The following is a 20,853-nucleotide window of genomic DNA, read 5'->3' on the forward strand; positions in this document are numbered from 1 at the left end:
ACCTCGCGCGAGGTTGCTGGGCCGCCGTCAGGTAGTAATTGTTAGGCGACGAAGGCTTCGCTGGTCTTGGACACCCGGTCGACCAGGTGGTCGGTGTAGGCCGGCATGGTGAGGAATTCGGCGAACTCCTCGCCCAGTGCCGTCTCGCGGAAGATCTCCACGGCCTCATCGAAGTGGTCGTCGGCGCGGCGCTCCATGCCCGCCAGCTCCTCGCCGAGGTAGCGCTCCACCAGACGCGAGGTCAGCTGCTGCCCGTTGTCCAGGGTCACCTCGTGGCGGATCCACTGCCAGATCTGCGAGCGGCAGATCTCGGCCGTCGACACGTCTTCGAGCTGGTTCTCCAGAGCCACGTGCCCATTGCCGCCGAGCCATTCGTTCATGTATCCGATGGCCACGCGGATGTTCACCCGCACGCCCTCTTCGGTCACGATCGGCTCGAGGCCGGTGCGGTCGAGGATGTTCTCGCTGGTCACCTGTACGTCGGGGCGCTTGTTCTCCAGCTGGTGCGGCTGCGAGCCCAGAGCGGCGTCGAACACGGCCAGGGCAGCGGGAACCAGAGCAGGATCGGCGACCCAGGTGCCGTCGAAGCCCTGCCAGGCCTCACGGGCCTTGTCCTCACGCATGCGCTCGAATTCGGCGGCCACGAACTCCTGGTCGGGGTGATCGGCCATGAGGTTGGACATAGTTCCGATCGCATGTGCTCCGCGACGATGGCAGGTGGCCACGAGGCGGTCGGTGAAGGCCTTCATCAGCGGCAGGTCCATCGTCAGACGCTCGCGGTCGGGCAGAACGTACTCGGTAGTGTTGCGCAGGTTCTTCACCACGGAGAACAGGTAGTCCCAGCCGGCGGCTTCGAGGCCGGCGCAGTGATCGCGCAGCTCGAAGAGGATCTCTTCCATCTGGAACACTGCGGTGATCGTCTCGATATGAGCGGTGGCCCGGATGGTGCCCCGTTCGATGCCGAGCATGTTCTGTGCCAGGACGAAGACCTTGTTCCACAGGCGCGCTTCCTGCGAGGACTCGAGCTTCGGCAGGTAGAAGTACGGGCCGGAACCATTGTCGATGAGGTACCGAGCATTGTGGAAGAAGTAGAGACCGAAGTCGACCAGCGCTGCGGAGGTCGAGAACTCGGCTCCGTTGTCATCGACGTAGATCAGGTGCTTCTCGGGCAGGTGCCAACCGCGGGGGCGCAGCCCGATCGTCGGCTGGTTGTCGTTGTTGACGCCGGGCAGCTGACCGCGGATAGCGCGGAAGAGGTTGACCTGTCCGCCGATGACGTTGGCCCAGGTGGGGCTCGTGGCGTCTTCGAGGTCGGCCAGCCACACCTTCGCCTGCGAGTTCAGCGCCGCCACGACCTCATCCTCGGTGACCGGGCCGGTGAGCTCCACGCGGCGATCTTCGAGGCCGGGGGCGCCGGCGGATCCGGCGACCGACCAGGAGCGGTCGGCGCGGATGCGTGCGGTCTCGGGCTTGAAACGGGGGAGGGTTCCGCCGTTCATCTCGGCCGCGCGGGCCCGGCGCGTGCGCAGCACGTCGCAGATGGTGCCGGCGAACTCGTCGTGCAGCTTGGCGATGAACGTCAGAGCAGGCTCCGAAAGGACGGTGCCGAAGCCGGTTTCGAGCGGCGCGTTGATCTTGATGTAAGACATGGGCTTCTCCTCACCCGTCGTAGTGTGCCTGGAATATGTGGCTTTCAGTCTGTGGGTGATCCTCGCCGAGGCGGCTCCGCAGTGACAGTGAGCGTTCCGGTGGGATCGTGGCGGGGTTTCGATGCGTCTGTGGTGTGACGGAGCGGATCGACGATGTAAACCCCGTGAAAACATCATCGATCCGCCCCGGGTCTCTGGTGGGCTCATCCCCGCTGGTCAGCGGGGCGAAAACCCGGCGCGGCTCAGTGGAACTGAGCGGTTTCGGTGGAGCCGGCCAGCGCGGTGGTCGACGACTCGGGGTTGAGTGCAGTCGACACCAGATCGAAGTAGCCGGTGCCCACCTCACGCTGGTGGCGGGTCGCGGTGTATCCGCGCTCCTCGGCAGCGAACTCGCGCTCCTGCAGGTCGACGTATGCCTTCATCTGCTCGCGGGCGTAGCCGTGGGCCAGATCGAACATCGAGTAGTTCAGAGCGTGGAAGCCGGCCAGGGTGATGAACTGGAACTTGTAGCCCATGGCTCCGAGCTCGCGCTGGAACTTCGCGATTGTGGCATCGTCGAGGTGCTTGCGCCAGTTAAACGACGGCGAGCAGTTGTAGGACAGCATCTGGTCCGGGTACTCGGCATGGATCGCCTCGGCGAACTGCTTGGCTGCTTCGAGGTCAGGTGTGGAGGTCTCCATCCACAGCATGTCCGCGTAGGGAGCGAACGACAGTCCGCGTGCGATGCCTGCTTCGATGCCGTTGCGAACCTTGTAGAAGCCTTCGGCGGTGCGCTCACCGGTGACGAACTGCTGGTCGCGCTCGTCGATGTCCGAGGTCATCAGCGTGGCTGCCTCGGCGTCGGTACGGGCGATGACGAGGCTGGGCACGTTCTCGACGTCGGCCGCGAGGCGGGCGGCGTTGAGCGTGCGGATGTGCTGCGAGGTCGGGACGAGGACCTTGCCGCCGAGGTGGCCGCACTTCTTCTCGGAACCGAGCTGATCCTCGAAGTGCACACCGGCAGCGCCGGCTGCGATCATCGACCGCATGAGTTCGTAGACGTTGATCGAGCCGCCGAAGCCCGCTTCCGCGTCGGCGACGATCGGAGCGAACCAGTCGTCGACCTGCTTGTTGCCTTCCGAGGTCTCGATCTGGTCGGCGCGCATCAGAGCGTTGTTGATGCGGCGGACGACCTGCGGCACCGAGTTGGCCGGGTAGATCGACTGGTCGGGGTAGGTCTGACCGGCGGCGTTCGCGTCGGCGGCGACCTGCCAGCCGGAGAGGTAGATGGCGTTGAGGCCGGCCTTGACCTGCTCGACTGCCTGGTTGCCGGTCAGTGCACCGAGTGCGTTGACGTAGTCACCGGAGTGGATGTCGCCGGCGGTAATCTGGTTCCAGAGGCGCTCGGCTCCGTGACGGGCCAGCGTGTGCTCCTCGATCAGCGAACCGCGCAGTTTGACGACATCCTCGGGCTCGTAGTCACGAGCGACTCCCGACCAGCGGGCGTTGGTGGCCCAGTCGCGGCGGATGGCTTCAGCATCGTGCAAGCTGTTCTGCGTGGTGTTCTCAGTCATTGTCCTTCTCTTTCTCGATCTCTCGGGGTTGTTGATGTATCCAGTCTGCGGGGGCCGCAAGCGCTCTCGCATTGTTTTTTCGGATGAATAATCTCGATATTTCCGGTTTCAGAAATTTCACGGTTCTGTCATACTGTTTTTCAATCGCGTGAACCAGCCCACAGAAACCGAGGGAGGCACTTTGAACAGCGTTGGCGCGGAAGTTGAGAGCGAAGAGCAACAGACCGACCCGCTCAGCATCGGCAGAAGAATCCGATTTTTTCGCAAGAAGCACGGTTTGACCCTCAACGAGCTGGGGCAGGAAGTGGGGCGTGCGGCGTCCCAGATCTCGACGATCGAGAACGGCAAGCGAGAAACTTCTGTCACGCTCTTGGCCGCGATTGCGAAGGCGCTGAAGACAGATGTCTCCGAGCTCATCGACCCCGCTCCGATCGACGAGCGTCAAGCCCTCGAATTGGAGGCCGAACGCAATCAGGCCTCCCCTATGTACTCCTCCCTCGGCCTGCCGCAGGTGCGGATCAAGTCCCTGCCGGCCGATGCCCTCGAGGCGATCGTGGGTCTTCAGCGGCAGCTCGGCGAGGCTCTGGAGCGACGGGCCGCTACCCCGGAGGAGGCACGGCGGGCCAACCGGGAGCTGCGGGATCGAATGAGGGAGAAGAACAACTACTTCGCCGACCTCGAGGCCACCGCCGCGGAACTGCTCGACCTCGTCGGCTACGAATCCGGAACGGTGTCACAGCGGCAGACAGCGCTCATCGCCGAGAAGCTCGGTTTCAGCCTCCACTACGTCTCCGACCTGCCAGAATCGACTCGGTCGATCTCGGACACCGCGAACAAGCGCCTGTATCTGCCCAATGCCGATGCCGCTTTCGATCCGCGGTCGCACCTGCTCATGAGCCTGGCTCCGCATGTCCTCGGCTATGACTCTCCGAAGGACTTCCACGAATTCCTCCAGCAGCGCGTCGAGGCCAACTATCTGGCCGCCGCGATCCTGCTGCCCGAGTCCACGGCCGTGCCGATGCTCGAAGAGGAGAAGAAGAAGCGGGTGCTCTCCGTCGAGCATCTGCGCGATATGTTCGGCGTCGGCTACGAGATGGCTGCCCACCGGTTCACGAACCTCGCCACCGAGCACCTCGGCCTGCCCGTGCACTTCATGAAGGTCCACAATTCCGGCACGATCCACAAGGCGTACTCGAACGACGGACTGCCGTTCCCCACCGATCCGCTCGGTGCGATCGAGGGACAGTTCGCATGCAAGCGCTTCACCTCGCGCACCGTCTTCCGCGTCGCCGACCGCTTCAGCCCGTACTACCAGTACACCGATACCCCGCACGGATCGTTCTGGTGCACAGCCCGTGTGCTGCCCGGCGGCGACTTCGCCATCAGCGTCGGCGTCCCGTTCTCCCACGTCCGCTGGTTCGAAGGTCGGGAGTCACCGATCCGCTCGCAGTCCGGATGCCCGGATCCGTCCTGCTGCCGGCAGGCCCCGGACGATCTGGCCGAGAAGTGGGAGGACCAGGCGCTGCCGTCGGCCCGGATGCACGCGTCCCTGCTGGCCGCGGTTCCGCCCGGTGCCGTGCCCGGCGTCGACGACACCGAGGTCTACGAATTCCTCGAACGCCATTCCGGCTGATCGTGGGCACCGATCGACGGTGCTTCAATCCCTCGCCGAGGCGGCTCCCCCACTTCGGATGCCCCGTGACCAGGCCTGACGAGCGTTGGGGCTATTCCGCCAGGACTTCGGCCAGGCGGACGAGCATGAGTTCGCGCCACCACAGGTATTCGTGCCCGCCCATGAACGGCCGAGGTGCGAAGTCGATGCCGCGAGCAGCGAACTCTTCGGTCGCCTCGGCTACCGAGTCCGCAATGACAGTCTCGAGGATCCCGTGGTCAACACTGAACGTCGGATGTGCGACGGTCGTCGTCCGGGCTTCTTCCAACGTCCGAGATTCCGTCTCGCCTGCGAGTCCGCCCGGCTCACCGTCGGCTCCGCTCGGCGTGAGATCCCAGATCCGGCTTCCCTGGTCGTCGGATTCCCAGAACGACGGCGAGAGGCAGATTCCGCGGAACGCTTCCGGATGTCGCAGGGAGAAGAACGCCGCAGCCAGTCCGCCGTACGAGGCGCCCGCGACGATCGTACGGACCGGGACCTCCGGTGCCGTCTGACGAACGAGGGCGAGAACGTCGTCGCAGAACCGCGGATTCATCACGAGGTCATCGGCGCGCTGGCCGACGGCCGCGTCCTCATCGGGGCCGTCGTCCCCGACGGGTGCATGGTCGATGGCGATGACCGCTGACGGCGGAGACACCAACTCGTCGATCGCCTCGAGCAGTCCCCCGCGGATGAACCTCTCCCCATCGAAGACGACGAGTACCGGCGCCGAGGCGGGGCCCCGCTGCGGTCGGTGGGTCCAGATCCACCTCGGCGCGGATCCGAGGGTGATGACCTGTTCGTCGACGTCGGACCGTCCTTCCTCCTCCCTTCCGCTCGTGCCAGCGCCCGCTCTGGATCCACCGGTCCAGTTCACGGGCCGGGCATCGGGTGCGGCGAGTTCGAGGACCTGTTTTCGACGCATTTCCGTGACCGTGCGCAGGCCGTGATCACCGGTGGGAACGAAACCCTTCGCGAGGACATCGAGCCAGGTCGGACGGTCGGCGACCTGGAGTCCTCGCGGCACGGGCAGGAAGCGCAACGCCCCGCGATACCCCCGCGGAACCGCCAGTTCGATCGAATACCGCGTCGCGCCGGCACCGTCGACACTGTCGCCGCCCTCGTCCCCGGCCGGGCGTCGGACCATGATTCCGCCCGGCACATTCCGTCTGTTCGTGACGCCGTTGAGGTCGACGAAGATCTCCTGTCCGTCCTCGGGAGCCGCCTCGGCGGGAATGGATGAGGCCGGAAGATCCACCTGCAGCGTCCAGCTTTCGTCAGGACCGTTTTCGATCCACGTACACAGCGCGGGGACTTGCCGATTTTCGCTCACGAGCAGTATCCCTTTCACAGGATGGCAGGTTGGCCTCAACGGGCCGAGTTCTCGAAGGCCCGATCGACGATCGTCTCGGCGATCGCCAGCGCCGAGGTGGCCGCCCACTTCGGCACGGACCTGACCATGGTCAGCCTCCCGCGCCTGGTCACAGTGAGTTCGTCGATGAGTTCGCCGTCGGCGGTCATCGCCTGAGCGCGGACTCCGCGGGTTCCGGGGACCACCGTGGTCGGGTCGAGCTCGGGGACGAAGCGGCGGATTCCGTCGACGAAGGCGGTCCGGCTCACCAGCGGCCTGGCTCCGCGGGCCGCTGTCTTCGCTGTCTGGGCGGCGAACTTCCAGAATCCCTTGGATCTGGCGGTCGAACCGATGTCGGCGAGGTCGAATCCGTGGCGGTCGTAGGTTTCGCGGCCGAGGGCCACGAAGGCGTTCGGTCCGAGGATGAGCCCATCGTCGAGTCCGCGGATGATCGAGGTTTCGGTGAACGGGGCCTGCGGGTCGGGAACGGATCCGATGATGCCGCGGACCACCTCGGTGCCGGTGGGGGCGTCTGTATCAGCAGCAGGGATCCGATAGAAGTCGCTGGTGAAAGGCACGATCCTCGGTTCGGCATCCAGCCCCGCGGCGGTCGCGAGGCGATCGGCCTGGAGGCCGGCGCAGACGATGACGATGTCGAAGGCACCGAGCACTTCCTCGGCTGGAGCGTCCCGGACCGAGCCGTCGCGGCGCGACTTGCTGGGTGTGTCACCAGCGCGCGATCCTGCACCACCAGTACGCGAGCCGTCGCGGTTCGCCCACGCGTCGGAGACCTTCTGCGTCCACTCGCCGATCGTCGATTCGGCCTGTCTGAACCAGTCCTGCCCACCGAAGCGATCGCGCAGCTCGTCGCCGATGCCGATGACGGGTTCACGGCCTTCCTCCCCGCGGTAGGTGCGCGGCCGGTCGCGGACCTGTTCGTCGCGACTGTCCCGGGCGTCGGTATTCTTTGCGCCGCGAGCGTCGGGGCCGGCCGCATCATCGCGTTCGCCCTGTTCGTCGGCAGTGCCTTCACCCCGGGCGCCATCGCCGGAGTCCGAGGCTGCGGCCCCATCCCCCGCCTGCGTGCCACCGGCCGGGACCGGGCGCCCACGCAGTCGGACTTCGTTGCTCATGGCGTCGACGCCGGTGACCTCGGTGCCGAAGCGGAATGTCCCACCGGCGCCGCGCACGTCGGAGGCGAGCGCCGCGGTGAGCGCCGAGAAGTCAGCCACGGCCGCATGGGGTGAGCAGAGTCCGAGGACTCCCCTGACAGCCGGTTCGACGGCTCCGATCTCGTGGCGTTCGAGCAGTCGCGCGCCGGGGACCTCATTGTCCTTGGCACGGGCAAAGATTTCTTCGAGGCGTTCGGCTTCGTCGGTGTTCTGGGCGATGAGCAGCTGGCTGCATTCCCGGTAGGGCACGCCGGCTTCGGCCATATAGGGGATGAGCAGCTGGAGGCCCCGCTTGGTGAGGTCGGCTTCGGCCGAACCGGGTGTCTGATCGAGTCCGGAGTCGACGATTCCGGAGGTGTGACCGCTCTGATGTGCGGCGACGGTCTCGGCCTTGTCGAAGACGGTGACCTCGGCGGCGGGGAACCTCATGGTGACTTCGCGGGCGGCGGCGACACCGAGGATGCCGGCACCGACGACGGCCACTCGTGAAATACTCATACAGCAATCTTGGCACCGTTCGGGGTGAAGGAGAAGGATGACGACCGTCTTGGAGTGGCCGGGCAAGGCCGCCGCCTTCGCCCTCGGCCACCGCCTCATCGCGGATGCCGACACCGGGCCCGGCCCCGGTGAACGGGGACCCGAGCACCACCTCGGCGAGGGAATCCCTGAGCGGGAGCCCCGCCTCAGCGAGGGTGACGAGGGACCCGAGCACCACCTCGGCGAGGGCGCCCGCCGTCCTCACCTGCGCAAGGATGACGGATCGAGCGTCGCTCCCGATCCGCGGGAGAATCTGCTCATCGTCGGGGACAATCTGCCGGCTCTGCAGGCGCTGCTGGCCACGCACCGCCGGCAGGTCAAGGTCGTCTACATCGATCCGCCGTACAACACGGGCAACACGCACACCTACAAGGATCACGGACACGATCACGCGAGTTGGCTGTCATTCATGACCCCGCGACTGCTGCTCGCGCGCGAGCTCATGCGCGACGATGGGGTGCTGTTCCTCCATCTCGACGACAAGGAGAGCGCGTGGGCGCAGCTGCTCGGGCACGAGATCTTCGGTGAGGACAATTCGCTGGGCACGCTCATCCATCAGCGGGCCAAGGGCGGGGGCAATGCGCGCTCCTTCGTGCGCGGGCACGACTATGTGCATGTCTGGGCCCGCGAGGCGAGCCGGGTCGGGCCGTTCCTCACGGAGAAGAAGTCGCCGGCGAAGCTCGAGGTCATCGACGGCAGGCGGATGCTCGTGGAAACCGATGTGCTGCGCGCCGGTTTCGGCCGGTATGCGCGCGGGTCCGAGCGGCGGCTGATGTATGAGGACATCGTCGCCGTCAAAGGCAAGGGGAAACTCGCCGAGGTGGACGCGAAGCTGGCATCGGGCGAGTACATCCTCCGGCCGTGGGGGTCCGAGGGCAAGCACGCGGTGGTACGGGTGACGCCGGCGGAGAAGGCGAGTTCGAAGATGTACTCGATCATCAAGGCGCTCGGCGGGCAGAACGATCTGGAGCCGCTGGGTCTGGCGGGGGTGTTCAGCTATCCGAAGCCGGTCGAGCTGGTCAAGGCGCTCGTGGCCTCGCAGACGTTCTTCGACCCCGATGCCATCGTCCTCGACTTCTTCGCCGGATCCGGGACCACGGCGCAGGCCGTGATGGAGGCCAATTCGCGCGACGCAGGTGCGCGATCATTCGTGCTCGTGCAGACCCCGGAGCCGCTGCGGTCGAAGACTGCGAGGGCCGTGGTGACGGCAGTTGGTGACGAAACAGGCCGGACCGGCGACGCCGACACAGACGCCGACGGCCTGGCCGCAGCAGACGCAGATGGCCCGGCTACGACAGGTGGCGACGCCGAATTCCCGACGATCAGCGAACTCACCGCCGAACGCATCCGCCGCGCCGCCGACGTCCACTCTCCCGGGCTGGACTTCACCCAGCTCGAGGTCGACGACGGCAAGTAGTGGGCCACCCTACCCACCAGTCGGACACCTGAACACGACTCAGGTCAGCAGAAGTACCGTTCGCACCGCGAGTTCCGGACGATGTGTGACGGTTTTCGGGCGCTGCCCCCGCACGAATCGTCCGAAACTCGGCACAGATACAGGCACAGGCAGGGTTCGCGCGCCCAGATACCCAGATACCCAGATACTGGAATCGTGCACAGCACCGGTTCTGAGACTCTGCGGGCGATCAATCGGACTCCTCAGACAGCATTCGGGTCGGAGTCGTAGGCTCGAGGTGAGCCAGCTGCTCACCGACAACCACTGCCTCTGATGAGAAGGAGCCATCATGTCCGTCGTCGCCATCAACGCCCTCTCCGTCCCCGAACCAGCTCGCGCGGAACTGGAAAAGCGCTTCGCGCAGCGCAAGCATTCGGTCGATGGGGCTCCCGGCTTCGAAGGCTTCCAACTGCTGCGCCCCGTCGCCGGCGGAGACCAGTACTTCGTCTACACCCAATGGGCGACGAAGGAGGACTTCGAGACCTGGAAGCAGGGCCGCTCGTCTTCGCACGAATCGACCGGCAAAGCCCCGGTCTCCGAGCAGGCGAATCTCCTCGAGTTCGAAGTCGTCGACCTCGGCGACTGAAGCCCGCACCAGCGCCCGGAGCGTACGCACCCGACTCCGGGGCCGCCTCGGGGAGAGACCCTTGAAACCTCATGGCCCGCCTCGGCGCGGGAATACCATGTGCCCGAGGACGTCGGCCTAAGCGTCGGCGTCCTTGTCCAATTCACTGAACGCTTCGACCTTCTTCGGGCTGCCGGCCACGAGGATCTCATCGTCGGCGTAGAGGGTGACTTCCCGGTCGGCGATGTCCCAGTGGCCGCCGCCGCGACGTTTGAACGCGACGATCGTGACGTCATACGTCGAGCGCAGCCCCAGCGAGGCCAATGGCACGTCGGTCGTGCGCACCGGCGGAGTGGTGCGTGCCAGGACGAAATCCTCGTCGATGGGCAGGAAGTCCGAGATATGCCCCCTGATCAGGTGGGCCAGCCGACGACCCATATCGTTCTCGGGGCTGATGACGTTGCCGATGCCCAGCTGGTGGAGGATCTCCGCATGGGTTTCGCTGATCGCCTTCGCCCAGATGTGCCGATTGCCGAGCTTGAGGATCCGCGATGCCACGAGGATGCTCGCCTCGAGGTCGCTGCCGATGGCGATGACGACGCGGGAGACCTCGTCGATGCCCAGCTGTCGCAGCACCACCTCGTCGGTGGCATCGGCGCGGGAGGCATGGGCGAGAACGTCGGCGAACTCGGCCACGACCGATTCGTCGCGGTCGACGCCGATGACCTCGACTCCATGCTCGGCGAGCTCACGTGCCAGTGACCCGCCGAAGCGGCCGAGCCCGATCACGGCCACCGCACCGTCCCTCGCCAGCGGCGAAGGGTCGCCGGTGAAGAACGACGCGGACCGCGCCATCCAGTTCTTCTTCTCGTTCATGGTCGTTTCCTCTCCGGCCCGGCGGCCTCAGCCGATCAGCGGCCGTTCCTTCGGCAGTTCGTAGCGGATGGGGCGTTCACGCAGGGCCAGGCCGGATGCCACGGTCACCGGTCCCAGCCTGCCGAGCGCCATGGTCAGGATGAGGACGATCTGGCTGGGCGCGGACAGATCCGCGGTGATCCCGGTCGACAGACCGACCGTGCCGAATCCCGAGATGACCTCGAAGAGGACCCGGCTGAGGCCGAATCTCGGGTCGCAGAGCAGGATGACCATCGTCGCGAGCAGCACCCACCCCAGGGCGAGGACGATGACTGTCGTCGCTTGCCGGTGCACGTATCGGGAGATGCGGCGGCCGAACAGGGTCACGGCGCGGCCGCCGCGGATCTCCGTCCACGTCGTGGCCGCGAGCACGGCCATCGTCGTGATCTTCACGCCGCCTGCCGTGCCCGCCGGTCCGCCGCCGATGAACATGAGGAAGTCCATCCCGAACCACGTCGCCGTGTGCATCTGGCTGATGTCAATCGAGTTGAACCCGGCCGTGCGCGTGATCGTCGATTGGAACGCCGCGGCCTGGACCTTCCCCCAGACATCGAAGTGGCCCATCGTCGCTGCGTTGTTCCATTCGATCGCGGCGATGAAGACGGTTCCGCCGATGAGCAGAACCGGAGTGAGCACGACAATGATGCGCGTCGTCAGACCCCATTTCAGCGGGGTCCGGTACCGGCGGAAGAGTTCGATGAGGACGGGATAGCCGAGCCCGCCGAGGATGACCGCCAGCCCGATCGGACCGCAGATGAACGGGTCGGCCACATAGTCGACGAGGTTGTCCTGACGCAGCCCGAATCCGGCGTTGTTGAACGCGGAGATCGCATGGAAGATCGCATCCCAGATCGCGGTCGTGACGGGTTCGTCGTAGTGGAAGAAGAACCGGCAGAACAGCACCGAGGCGACCACGAGCTCCGTCGCCACGGTCAGTGCCGTGATGCGCAGGACGAGCGGCTTGACGCCGCCGATCGCGTCGCTCTTCGTCTCCGAGGCCACGGATTGTCGCAGCCGCAGGCCGGCTTTTCCGGCCAGCAGCAGGGCGAGCAGTGCGGTGAGCAGGAGCACCCCGAGGCCGCCGGCCTGGATGAGGCAGACGATGACGATCTGACCGAAGAGCGTGAAATCCTGACCGGTGTCGAGGACGACGAGTCCGGTGACGCTGAGCGCCGAGGTGGCTGTGAAGAGCGCCTTGAGCAGTGAGATGCCGCCGTCGGCGACGGTGGCCGCCGGGGTCATGAGCAGAGTGGTTCCGGTGACCAGTGCTGCCGTGTAGCCCGCGATGACGCGGACGATCGCTGCGCGATGTGAGCTGTGCACCTGACGAAATGTAGCACCATCGCAACGGTTCGGCGTCCCGGGCAGACAACTCACCGGTAACGGTCAGAATCCTGCTACTCTGCCTTATCGGAACTGCCGTGATTCGGCTCACGCCGGCGGCACGGCCCAGTATCTGTTCGTCCATCCACACAGAAGTCTCGAGGTACTCATGAGTCAATCGCAGGCAGCACCAACGGATCGTGGCCACGGCTTCGTCAAGGCCCTCGGCTCGCTCGATGCGCTGTTCATCGGATTCGGCGCGATGATCGGATTCGGCTGGGTCGTGCTCACCGGCGAATGGCTGTCCGGCGCCGGCACCTTGGGCGCCATCCTCGCCTTCGTCGTCGGCGGCATCATCATGTGCTTCGTCGGCACCGTGTACTCCGAACTCGTGGCCGCCATGCCGCACGCCGGCGGTGAGCACAACTACCTGATCCGGGCGATGGGACCGCAGGTGTCCCTCTTCGGTTCTTGGGCGATCACCGGCGGCTACATCAGCGTCGTCATGTTCGAAGCCGTCGCCGTGCCGAAGACCGCCCTCTACCTCTTCCCGAACCTCGAGTTCGTCAAGCTGTGGACGATCGCCGACTTCGATGTGTACCTGACCTGGGCGCTCGTCGGCACTGTCACTGCGATCATCATCTCCTGGATCAACATCCGCGGCGTGAAGATCGCCTCCCTCGTCCAGACCTTCGTTGTCTCCTTCCTCATCATCGTCGCCCTCATGCTCCTGGCCGGCGGCTTCACCGGCGGCGAGGCCGCGAACACCCAACCGCTGTTCACCGGCGGCGGATCCGGCTTCATCGCCGTCGTCGCGGTCGTGCCGTTCCTCTTCGTCGGCTTCGATGTCATCCCGCAGTCGGCGGAGGAGATCAACCTGCCGCCGGCGAAGATCGGCAAGCTCGTCGTCGTCTCGGTGCTCATGGCGATCACCTTCTACGTCATCGTCATCGGGATGACGTCTCTGGCGATGCCCGCCTCCGACCTGGCCACGCATGACCTCGTCACTGCGGATGCGCTGGCGGCCATGTTCAATTCCGCCGTCTGGGGCAAGATCGTCATCGCCGGTGGCCTGGCAGGCATCATCACCTCGTGGAACGCGTTCCTCATGGGCTCGTCTCGCTTGATGTGGGCGATGGCTGTGGCCGGCATGATCCCGGCCTGGTTCGGCAAGCTCCACCCGCGCTACCGCACTCCGGTCAACGCGATCCTCTTCATCGGGGCGCTGTCAGCCCTCGCGCCGTTCCTCGGCTCGGCGGCGCTGGGCTGGATCGTCGATGCGGGGTCGCCTGCGATCGTCATCGCCTACTTCCTCGTCAGCGTCGCCTTCCTGGTCCTGCGCAAGCGCGAACCGGCGATGGACCGACCGCTGCGCATCGGAGGCAAGGGCAACTCCGGTTTCGCCATCGGTGTCATAGCAGCCGTGCTCACGCTCGTCCTCTTCGTCCTCTACCTGCCGATCACCCCGGTCTCCGCACAGCTCGCCTGGCAGTCATGGGCGATGTTCGGCCTGTGGCTGCTCATCGGAATCGTCTTCATGTTCCGCCTGCCGCGCGGAGTCAAGGCCGGCCCGAACGCCGAGAACGAACTGCTCGCCAAGGTCAAGGCGCTGCGCGGGAAGTGATCGCGGGCGTCCGGCTGGCCCAGGCGCATCCGTCACCGCCAGTCGCACTTCGCACCGTTACGAGCACCCCTCACCGTCAGCGACAGATCACCCCTTTGCATCGAAGCGAGGCGTCACTAACGGTGAGGGGTGCTCTGCTGACTGCAGGAACAGCCGCTGCGGGTGTGGGATGCGAACGCGGCCGCCGGCTCGAAGCAACGGCGACCGCGCTCGGTCTCGAGAGCGGGAGTCGGCTCAGACGGCGGCGTCGAGGCCGCGCATCTTCAGACGCTCACGCTGGTTGGGGTTGACGCTCGGGCGGAACGGCATCTCGACCACCTCGGCGCGAACCGGGACTCCGGGAGCATCGGCGAATGGCTCCGGCAGATGCACCCAGTACTCGGTGCCGAGCTCGGTTGCCGACACCGGAACGTGCGCCATGGCGATATTCGCTTCGAGTTCCGGCGAATACCACGGCGAGGTCACATACCCGACGGCCTCGCCATCAGCTGCGGCGGAGACGAGCCAGAAGTCCGGCGCGTAGTCCGTGATCGGTTTGCCGCCGATCAGCAGACCCACCAGCTGTGTGCGATACGGCGGGGTACCGGCCTCGATGAGATCGCGCACCTCCTTGAGCCGGGCCTTGCCGATATAGTCTGCTTCCTTCTTCCGGGGCACCTGGTAGGACAGGTTGACCTGGAACGGGAGTGTCTCGAAGTCCATGTCCTGTCCCCACGAGAGGATGCCGGCGGCGATCCTGCGGTGGTGGCTGGGGGCGACGACCTTGAGGTTGTATGGCGCGCCGGCTTCCAGGACGGCGTTCCACATATCCTCGGCGTACTTCGTCGCATCCTTCAGGTAGATCTCGTAGCCCTTCTCACCGGTGAATCCGGTCTGGGAGATGATGACGTCACGCCCGCCGACTTGGGCTTCCATGAGTCCGTAGCTGGGCAGCGTGCGCCCTTCCTCCCCGACGAGGTCGGCGATGACGTCGACGGATTTCGGGCCCTGGACCTGCACGGGCGCGACGTCGATCTCAGAGATCGTAACGTCGAACCGGCCGCCGACGTTGACTCCCTGCAGCCAGAGCATGAGGTCGGTGTCGGAGAGGCTGAACCAGAATTCGTCGATGCCGACCCGCAGCAGGATCGGATCGTTGAGGATGCCGCCGGCCTCATTGCACAGGATGACGTAGCGGGCGCGCATCACCGGGATCTTCGTTGCGTCACGGGTGATGACGAAGTTGACGAACGCCTCGGCGTCGGGACCCTTGACCTGGATCTGCCGTTCGACGGCGACGTTCCACAGGGTCACATCGTTGACGAGGGACTGGTACTCGGCCATCATCCCGCCCTCGTCGCGGGGGATGTAGCCACGCGGGTGGTACATCCGGTTGTAGATCGACGCCCGCCAGCAACCCTGCTGCATGGACAGTTCCCAGTACGGGGACTTGCGGACACGGGTGTCGATGAGCATTTCGACCGGGGTCGGGCCGGACTGACGTAGGTTGATCGGGACTTGCCTGTCACTTTGGTCCACTGTGGGGACGTTGTTGTCCATGGTGTTCCCCCTGCTCGCACAGTTTTATATTATGGAACTCAATTCCCATATCATGGGTACAATGAGTGTAGGATCGAAGGCACCGGGACGCAAGGAACTCGCACTTGCGAGTTTCATGAATCGACCTCCGAGAAGGAGACGAGGATGTCACAGTCAACCCTGCGCACGCTGTTGAGCACCGCCCGCTATGAAGTTCTGCCCACGGCCGGCATCGTCGAACGCATCGAAGAGTACGTCGCACCCGGGCGCGAAATCACCGTGACCGCGTCGACGGGACTGACGCTTGAGGCGACGCTGGCCACGGCCGAACAGCTCCAGGCTTTGGGATTCCGCGCCGTGCCCCACTTGGCCGCACGGATGATCCACGGCAGACCCGAGCTCACGGAGATCGTCGATCGCCTCGCCGAGGCGGCTGTGGACCGGATCTTCGTCCCCGCGGGGGACGCCACTCCCCCGGCCGGCGGGTACGTCGGAGCCCACGACCTCCTCGTCGATCTCTCTTCCATGGCCGCCCCGTTCCGCCATATCGGCGTCAGCGCCTATCCGGAATCGCACCCGATCATCCCCGATGATGTGACCGTCCAGGCGATGTGGGACAAACGCGACTACGCCACGCACCTGGTGTCGAATCTGTGCTTCGATCCGGCTCTTGTCGCCTCATGGGTGGCCCGGGTGCGCTCGCGCGGCATCGAGCTGCCGCTGGTCCTCGGCATCGCCGGGAAGGTAGAGCTGGCGAAGCTCGCCCGCGTCGCGACGAAGATCGGGGTGGGTGAGTCCACCCGATTCCTGCGCAAGAACACGGCGACGTTCACGCGGATGGCCAAGCCAGGCGGCTACAACCCGCGGAAGTTCCTCGACAAGATCGGCCCGGTGCTCGACGACCCGGCCATGGGCATCGCCGGTCTGCACATCTATACGTTCAATCAGATCAAGGACACCGAGGTCTGGCGCCGCAAGCAGCTCGCGGCCCTCGGCGGCGCCGAAGAGGTCTCGACGGCGTGGTGAGCAGCCACTGCAGTCAGAGAATAGGTCGCAATCGGACACGGCCACACGAATCCAGGTCACCATCGGATACTTTCAGCGCCGAAAAGTATCCGAAAGTGACCTATTTTCGCTCTATCTACCGGTGAGTGACCTTGCGCTTGAGGCTGCGCGAGAGCAGTCCCGCCTCGTCGACGAGCATTGCGCCGAGGCGGTCGTGGTGGTCGGCGATGCGCATCGTCGGCCCGGAGATTCCCACGGCCGCGACGACGTCTCCGTCGATGCCGAACACCGGTGCCGCCAGAGCGTCGAGGCCGATCTCGAATTCTTCGTGGACGATGGCGAATCCGCGTTCGCGCACCGTGTCGAGATCGTCGGTGAGCTCCTTGCGTGAGCCCAGGGTCTTCTCGGTGCGCCGTTCGAGCCGACCGGTCGGCAGCGGGATGACGTCGTAGGCGAACATGACCTTGCCCAGAGCCGAGCAGTGCGGCGGCACCTCGACGTCGGCCCAGTTCGTGGCCCCGAGGACGAAGGTCGAGTCGACCTGAGCGACCTGGACGACCCCCTTGGGGCCCGGCATGGCGAGGTTGACGGTCTCCCCGGTCTCTTCGCTGAGGCGCTGCAGGGTCGGATCGGCCGCGGAGACCAGGTTCTCCACCCGGTCGAAGCGGGAGGCATAGGTCGCGAACAGCGATCCGCCGCGATAGAGGCCCTCACCGTCGCGTTCGACGAGACCGTTGCGCTCGAGTGCGGAGAGCAGGCGCGAGACCGTCGACCGAGCCAATTCGGTCTCGTCGACCACCTCGGTGTAGGAGATCGGTTCGTCGGATCTGACAACCAACGACAGGATCTCTGCCGCCCGGTCGATCGACTGGGTCCCATTGCTCATCGTGCTCAGCTCCGTCGGGGAAAGGGGGTCGGCGGAATCGAGGCCCACCGACCGCACTCACCCTACCCCACGCCCTGAGACTCTGGCCGGGTTGCGCGTCGTGAGTTACAGTTTCGAAATGAGCAACAGCGAAGCGGGCTCGGGAGGCGTCCAATCCGTGGATCGGGCCGTGACGATCCTCGAGATCATCGCCCGCACCGGGCTCGCCGGGATCACCGAGATCGCCGGTGAGCTCGGGGTGCACAAATCGACGGCGTCGCGCATCGTCTCCACCCTCGAGGCCCGCGGACTCGTCGAACAGGATCACCACCGCGGCCGATACCGCTTGGGCCTGTCCATCCTCCGTCTGGCCGGGGCGACGACCGCGCGCCTCGACATCGCTCAGGAGGCCCGCCCGATCACCAAGATGCTCGCCGAGGCGACCGGTGAGACGATCAATGTCGCCGTCCTCTCCGACGGCGCAGCCCTCTACCTCGACCAGGCCTCGTCGACGTCGTCGGTGCAGAGTCACAACTGGGTCGGTCAGCGCATTCCGCTGCACGCAACCTCCAACGGCAAGGTCCTGCTCTCGGGCCTGAGCGAGGACGGCATCCGCGAGACCCTGGGGGCGAAGCTGACCCGCTACACCCCGCACACGGTGACCTCGGTTCCCCAGCTGCTCACCCAGGTCGCCGAGGTGGCCGCCGCCGGATTCTCGCTCGTCATCGATGAGCTCGAGGTCGGGCTGACCGCGGTGTCCGCTCCCGTGCGCAATGCCCACGGGGACGTCATCGCCTCGATCTCGGCCTCGGGACCGAGCTTCCGGTTCACCACCGACAAGGTCACGTCTGCCAGAGGCCTGCTCACACAGGCGGCCGCCGAGATCTCCGCCCGTCTCGGGTGGCGCGAACACTGATTCACAACGCTGAACCACGCGAGCTCGGCACGGACGCGCTGACGGCAGCCTCGCCGGTCACCCCTGAAGCCGCTCTCAACACGCTCACTCGACCCGACGAAGACGGCACAGACAACCTCTTGACACTCCCGCCTCGGCGGAGGACGATCATCGTACGCAGTTCCACATAGCGCGCATCGTTGCATAATTCGCAACAATGCCGGTGAAGGCGACGAAGCCTTCAGAGAGGAGCCTGCTCATGGCTTCCATCCCCGCCCAGGCCAGCGTCGTCGTTGTCGGAGCCGGCATCGTCGGCAACAGCCTCGTCCATCATCTCGCCGAGCTCGGGTGGACCGATATAGTCCAGGTCGACAAGGGCCCGCTGCCGAACCCGGGCGGCTCGACCGGACACGCCTCGAACTTCATCTTCCCCGTCGATCACTCGCGTGAGATCACCGACCTCACCCTCGACAGCATGCGCCAATACAAGAACCTCGGCGTCTTCACCGAATCCGGCGGCTTCGAAGTCGCCCGCACCGAAGAGCGCATGGAAGAGCTGCGGCGGCGCATGGCCTCGGCACGGGCGTGGGGCATCGAATCCTCCCTCGTCACCCCCGCCGAGGTCGCCGAGAAGGTGCCGTTCCTCGATCCCGAGGTCATCCTCGGCGCGTTCTGGACCCCGACGGTCGGCGTCGTCGATTCGGTGCGGGCGGGCACGATGATGCGCGAATCCGCCGAAGCGACAGGTGCGCTCACGGTCTCGCCCAACACCGAGGTGACCGGCATCGAAGTCGTTGGCGGGCAGATCACGGCCGTGCACACGACGAAGGGTGAGATCGCGACGAACCGCATCCTCGTCGCCTGCGGTGTGTGGTCTCCGCGCATCGCGGCCATGGCTGGTGCCGCGATCCCGCTGACTCCGGCGGTCCACCAGATGATCAGCGTCGGACCCGTCCCGCAGCTGGCCGAACGTCCCGGTGAGATCTCGTTTCCGATCGTGCGGGACATGGACACCTTCTGCTACGAGCGTCAGCACGGCTCCGATATGGAGATCGGCTCCTATGCCCACCGGCCCATCCTCCACGACCCGGATGAGATCCCCTCGATCGAGGCGGCGAAGCTCTCCCCCACGGAGATGCCGTTCACGGACGAGGACTTCGATCCGCAGCTCGAACAGGCCGTCGAACTCATGCCCGAAGTGCTGTCGAATCCGGACGTCGAGATCCGTTATGCCATCAATGGTCTGCTCTCGCTGACCCCCGACGGGGCGCCCATCCTCGGCGAATCACCCCAGGTCAAGGGCTTGTGGTCGGCGGCGGCCGTGTGGGTGAAGGAAGGGCCGGGCGTCGGTCGGGCCGTGGCCGAATGGATGACGAACGGCCTGCCGGAGATCGACGTGCAAGGTGCCGACATCGCACGCTTCCACTCTCACCAGCGCACCCGCGCCCACGTGACGGCGCGCACCTCGGAGGCCTTCAACAAGACCTATGGGATCGTCCATCCCGGCGAGCAGTGGAGTTCCGATCGCGACGTCCGCCGTTCACCGATGTGGCAGCGCGAGGTCGATCTCGGGGCGGTGTTCTTCGAAGCCGGCGGGTGGGAGCGACCGCAGTGGTTCGAGTCGAATGCCGGACTGCTCGATGAGTTCGGCGACGCGGTGATGGATCGCAGCGCCGAATGGGATTCCCGTTGGTGGTCGCCGATCATCAATGCCGAGCACCTGGCGATGCGCAGGCGCGCCGGACTCGTCGACCTCTCGAGCTTCGTCATCTTCGACGTGTTCGGCCCCGCCGCCCTCGACGCGGTCCAGCACATCGCCCTGGCGCAGATGGATGTGGCCGTCGGTCGGGTCGTCTACACCCCGATCCTCGATGAGAACGGCGGGTTCCGTTCCGACCTGACCATCATGCGACTGGCACACGACCGCTTCCGCGTCGTCACGGGCGCCGCCCACGGAATGGTCGATCTCAAATGGTTCGCAGACCGCCTGCCCGATACGGGCGCGCAGATCGCCGATCTCACGAGTTCGTGGACGACGATCGGACTGTGGGGACCACGAGCCCGGGACATCCTCGGCGAGCTCACCAGCGCCGATGTCTCCCATGAGGGGTTCGGATTCGGCACCGCCCGGGTCATCGAGATCGGTTCGCTCGAAGTGCTCGCCTCCCGCATCTCCTATGTCGGCGACCTCGGCTGGGAGCTCTACGTGCCGATGGAATCGGGGTTGAAGCTCTGGGATGCGCTTATGGACGTCGGCCGAGGTCACGGACTCATCCCCGTCGGTCTCGGCGTCTACGGCACCACCGGTCGGATCGAGAAGGGCTACCGCGCGTTCGGGGCCGAGCTCGATTCCGAACGCAGCGTCGTCGAAGTCGGGATGAGCAGACCGAAGGTGAAGTCCCAGGATTTCATCGGCAGGGCCGCCCACCTGCGCCACCGCGAGGAGGAGCCGAAGGCGGTGCTGTGCTCACTCACCGTCGACGATCACACGAGTGCCAGCGGTCAGATGCGGTACATGCTCGGCGGGGAACCCATCGTCTCTGCCGACGGCGATCCGCTGATCGACGGGCACGGCCGGACCTCCTATGTCACCTCGGCGGGGTCGGCTCCCAGCCTGGGCAGACACGTGCTCATGGCGTTCCTCCCACCCGCCGAGGCGGTTCTGGGCAACAGTCTGCAGGTCGTGTACATGGAGGAGTTCTATCCCGTTACGGTGGCATCGGTCGATTCGACGCCGCTGTTCGACCCCGACAACGAGCGCATCAGGAGATGAG

16 protein-coding genes are annotated in these 20,853 nt (G+C 65.7%); 7 read left to right on the top strand and 9 right to left on the bottom strand.

Annotated features, from left to right (window positions below):
- Positions 1-41 precede the first annotated feature (41 nt).
- The 3 genes from aceB to AD89_RS20180 all read right to left on the bottom strand — a co-directional run bounded on the left by aceB (position 42) and on the right by AD89_RS20180 (position 3,476).
- A complete protein-coding gene (aceB, locus tag AD89_RS0112360) occupies positions 42-1,649 on the bottom strand; it encodes a malate synthase A (RefSeq protein WP_025779319.1) in 1,608 nt (535 codons plus the stop codon).
- Between the two features lie 242 nt (positions 1,650-1,891).
- Complete coding sequence (gene aceA / locus AD89_RS0112365) at positions 1,892-3,202, bottom strand: isocitrate lyase (protein ID WP_025779322.1); 1,311 nt, start codon at positions 3,200-3,202, stop codon at positions 1,892-1,894.
- On the bottom strand, positions 3,195-3,476 hold the full coding sequence (locus tag AD89_RS20180) for a hypothetical protein (RefSeq protein ID WP_197021761.1): 282 nt from the start codon (positions 3,474-3,476) through the stop codon (positions 3,195-3,197). The genes aceA and AD89_RS20180 overlap by 8 nt, the downstream gene beginning before the upstream one ends.
- A 3-nt stretch (positions 3,477-3,479) precedes the next feature.
- On the opposite strand from AD89_RS20180, the gene AD89_RS0112370 reads away from it, so the two are divergent.
- Positions 3,480-4,835 (top strand): ImmA/IrrE family metallo-endopeptidase, encoded by a 1,356-nt coding sequence (locus AD89_RS0112370; RefSeq protein ID WP_025779324.1) that lies wholly within the window; start codon positions 3,480-3,482, stop codon positions 4,833-4,835.
- Positions 4,836-4,926: 91 nt separating this feature from the next.
- On the opposite strand, the gene AD89_RS0112375 is transcribed toward AD89_RS0112370, so the two are convergent.
- Both AD89_RS0112375 and AD89_RS0112380 read right to left on the bottom strand, forming a co-directional pair.
- Positions 4,927-6,186 (bottom strand): alpha/beta hydrolase, encoded by a 1,260-nt coding sequence (locus AD89_RS0112375; protein ID WP_155807436.1) that lies wholly within the window; start codon positions 6,184-6,186, stop codon positions 4,927-4,929.
- A gap of 35 nt (positions 6,187-6,221) precedes the next feature.
- The gene (locus AD89_RS0112380) at positions 6,222-7,874 is read right to left on the bottom strand and encodes an FAD-dependent oxidoreductase (protein ID WP_231488646.1); all 1,653 of its coding nucleotides are present in this window, start codon (positions 7,872-7,874) and stop codon (positions 6,222-6,224) included.
- Positions 7,875-7,911: 37 nt separating this feature from the next.
- Between AD89_RS0112380 and AD89_RS0112385 the strand changes: the two genes are divergently transcribed.
- Both AD89_RS0112385 and AD89_RS0112390 read left to right on the top strand, forming a co-directional pair.
- Positions 7,912-9,330, top strand: coding sequence for a site-specific DNA-methyltransferase (locus AD89_RS0112385; protein ID WP_025779330.1), 1,419 nt, complete (start codon positions 7,912-7,914; stop codon positions 9,328-9,330).
- A 328-nt stretch (positions 9,331-9,658) separates the two neighbouring features.
- A complete protein-coding gene (locus tag AD89_RS0112390; RefSeq protein ID WP_025779332.1) occupies positions 9,659-9,955 on the top strand; it encodes an antibiotic biosynthesis monooxygenase family protein in 297 nt (98 codons plus the stop codon).
- Between the two features lie 117 nt (positions 9,956-10,072).
- On the opposite strand, the gene AD89_RS0112395 is transcribed toward AD89_RS0112390, so the two are convergent.
- Together AD89_RS0112395 and AD89_RS0112400 are read right to left on the bottom strand one after the other, a co-directional pair.
- A complete protein-coding gene (locus AD89_RS0112395; RefSeq protein ID WP_025779333.1) occupies positions 10,073-10,810 on the bottom strand; it encodes a potassium channel family protein in 738 nt (245 codons plus the stop codon).
- Positions 10,811-10,837: 27 nt separating this feature from the next.
- Complete coding sequence (locus tag AD89_RS0112400; RefSeq protein ID WP_025779334.1) at positions 10,838-12,172, bottom strand: TrkH family potassium uptake protein; 1,335 nt, start codon at positions 12,170-12,172, stop codon at positions 10,838-10,840.
- A 169-nt stretch (positions 12,173-12,341) separates the two neighbouring features.
- Here AD89_RS0112400 and AD89_RS0112405 point away from each other — a divergent pair, with 169 nt between their 5' ends.
- Positions 12,342-13,796, top strand: coding sequence for an APC family permease (locus tag AD89_RS0112405; RefSeq protein ID WP_025779336.1), 1,455 nt, complete (start codon positions 12,342-12,344; stop codon positions 13,794-13,796).
- 234 nt (positions 13,797-14,030) lie between these two features.
- Here AD89_RS0112405 and AD89_RS0112410 read toward each other — a convergent pair whose 3' ends face one another.
- Positions 14,031-15,335, bottom strand: coding sequence for a glycine cleavage T C-terminal barrel domain-containing protein (locus tag AD89_RS0112410; RefSeq protein ID WP_025779338.1), 1,305 nt, complete (start codon positions 15,333-15,335; stop codon positions 14,031-14,033).
- A gap of 144 nt (positions 15,336-15,479) precedes the next feature.
- Between AD89_RS0112410 and AD89_RS0112415 the strand changes: the two genes are divergently transcribed.
- Positions 15,480-16,340 carry a methylenetetrahydrofolate reductase gene (locus tag AD89_RS0112415; protein ID WP_025779340.1) on the top strand — a complete coding sequence of 287 codons (861 nt, stop codon included), beginning with the start codon at positions 15,480-15,482 and terminating at the stop codon, positions 16,338-16,340.
- Positions 16,341-16,455: 115 nt separating this feature from the next.
- Here the strand turns inward: AD89_RS0112415 and AD89_RS0112420 are convergent, their stop codons facing one another.
- Positions 16,456-17,205 (bottom strand): IclR family transcriptional regulator, encoded by a 750-nt coding sequence (locus AD89_RS0112420; RefSeq protein WP_025779342.1) that lies wholly within the window; start codon positions 17,203-17,205, stop codon positions 16,456-16,458.
- 118 nt (positions 17,206-17,323) lie between these two features.
- Here AD89_RS0112420 and AD89_RS0112425 point away from each other — a divergent pair, with 118 nt between their 5' ends.
- Together AD89_RS0112425 and AD89_RS0112430 are read left to right on the top strand one after the other, a co-directional pair.
- Positions 17,324-18,100 carry an IclR family transcriptional regulator gene (locus AD89_RS0112425; RefSeq protein WP_025779344.1) on the top strand — a complete coding sequence of 259 codons (777 nt, stop codon included), beginning with the start codon at positions 17,324-17,326 and terminating at the stop codon, positions 18,098-18,100.
- Positions 18,101-18,338: 238 nt separating this feature from the next.
- Positions 18,339-20,852 carry a GcvT family protein gene (locus AD89_RS0112430; RefSeq protein WP_025779345.1) on the top strand — a complete coding sequence of 838 codons (2,514 nt, stop codon included), beginning with the start codon at positions 18,339-18,341 and terminating at the stop codon, positions 20,850-20,852.
- The last annotated feature ends 1 nt before the right edge of the window (position 20,853 follow it).

Origin of the sequence: Brevibacterium sp. VCM10 (genome assembly GCF_000583215.1) — a bacterium.
In the GTDB taxonomy this organism is placed as follows: Bacteria; Actinomycetota; Actinomycetes; order Actinomycetales; family Brevibacteriaceae; genus Brevibacterium; species Brevibacterium linens.

Excerpts from the sequence above, each read along its gene's own strand:
- aceB (WP_025779319.1), bottom strand. The coding sequence starts at position 1,649 with ATGTCTTACATCAAGATCAACGCGCCGCTCGAAACCGGCTTCGGCACC.
- aceA (WP_025779322.1), bottom strand. The coding sequence starts at position 3,202 with ATGACTGAGAACACCACGCAGAACAGCTTGCACGATGCTGAAGCCATC.
- AD89_RS0112380 (WP_231488646.1), bottom strand. The coding sequence starts at position 7,874 with ATGAGTATTTCACGAGTGGCCGTCGTCGGTGCCGGCATCCTCGGTGTC.
- AD89_RS0112385 (WP_025779330.1), top strand. The coding sequence starts at position 7,912 with ATGACGACCGTCTTGGAGTGGCCGGGCAAGGCCGCCGCCTTCGCCCTC.
- AD89_RS0112390 (WP_025779332.1), top strand. The coding sequence starts at position 9,659 with ATGTCCGTCGTCGCCATCAACGCCCTCTCCGTCCCCGAACCAGCTCGC.
- AD89_RS0112395 (WP_025779333.1), bottom strand. The coding sequence starts at position 10,810 with ATGAACGAGAAGAAGAACTGGATGGCGCGGTCCGCGTCGTTCTTCACC.
- AD89_RS0112405 (WP_025779336.1), top strand. The coding sequence starts at position 12,342 with ATGAGTCAATCGCAGGCAGCACCAACGGATCGTGGCCACGGCTTCGTC.
- AD89_RS0112410 (WP_025779338.1), bottom strand. The coding sequence starts at position 15,335 with ATGGACAACAACGTCCCCACAGTGGACCAAAGTGACAGGCAAGTCCCG.
- AD89_RS0112415 (WP_025779340.1), top strand. The coding sequence starts at position 15,480 with ATGTCACAGTCAACCCTGCGCACGCTGTTGAGCACCGCCCGCTATGAA.
- AD89_RS0112420 (WP_025779342.1), bottom strand. The coding sequence starts at position 17,205 with ATGAGCAATGGGACCCAGTCGATCGACCGGGCGGCAGAGATCCTGTCG.
- AD89_RS0112425 (WP_025779344.1), top strand. The coding sequence starts at position 17,324 with ATGAGCAACAGCGAAGCGGGCTCGGGAGGCGTCCAATCCGTGGATCGG.
- AD89_RS0112430 (WP_025779345.1), top strand. The coding sequence starts at position 18,339 with ATGGCTTCCATCCCCGCCCAGGCCAGCGTCGTCGTTGTCGGAGCCGGC.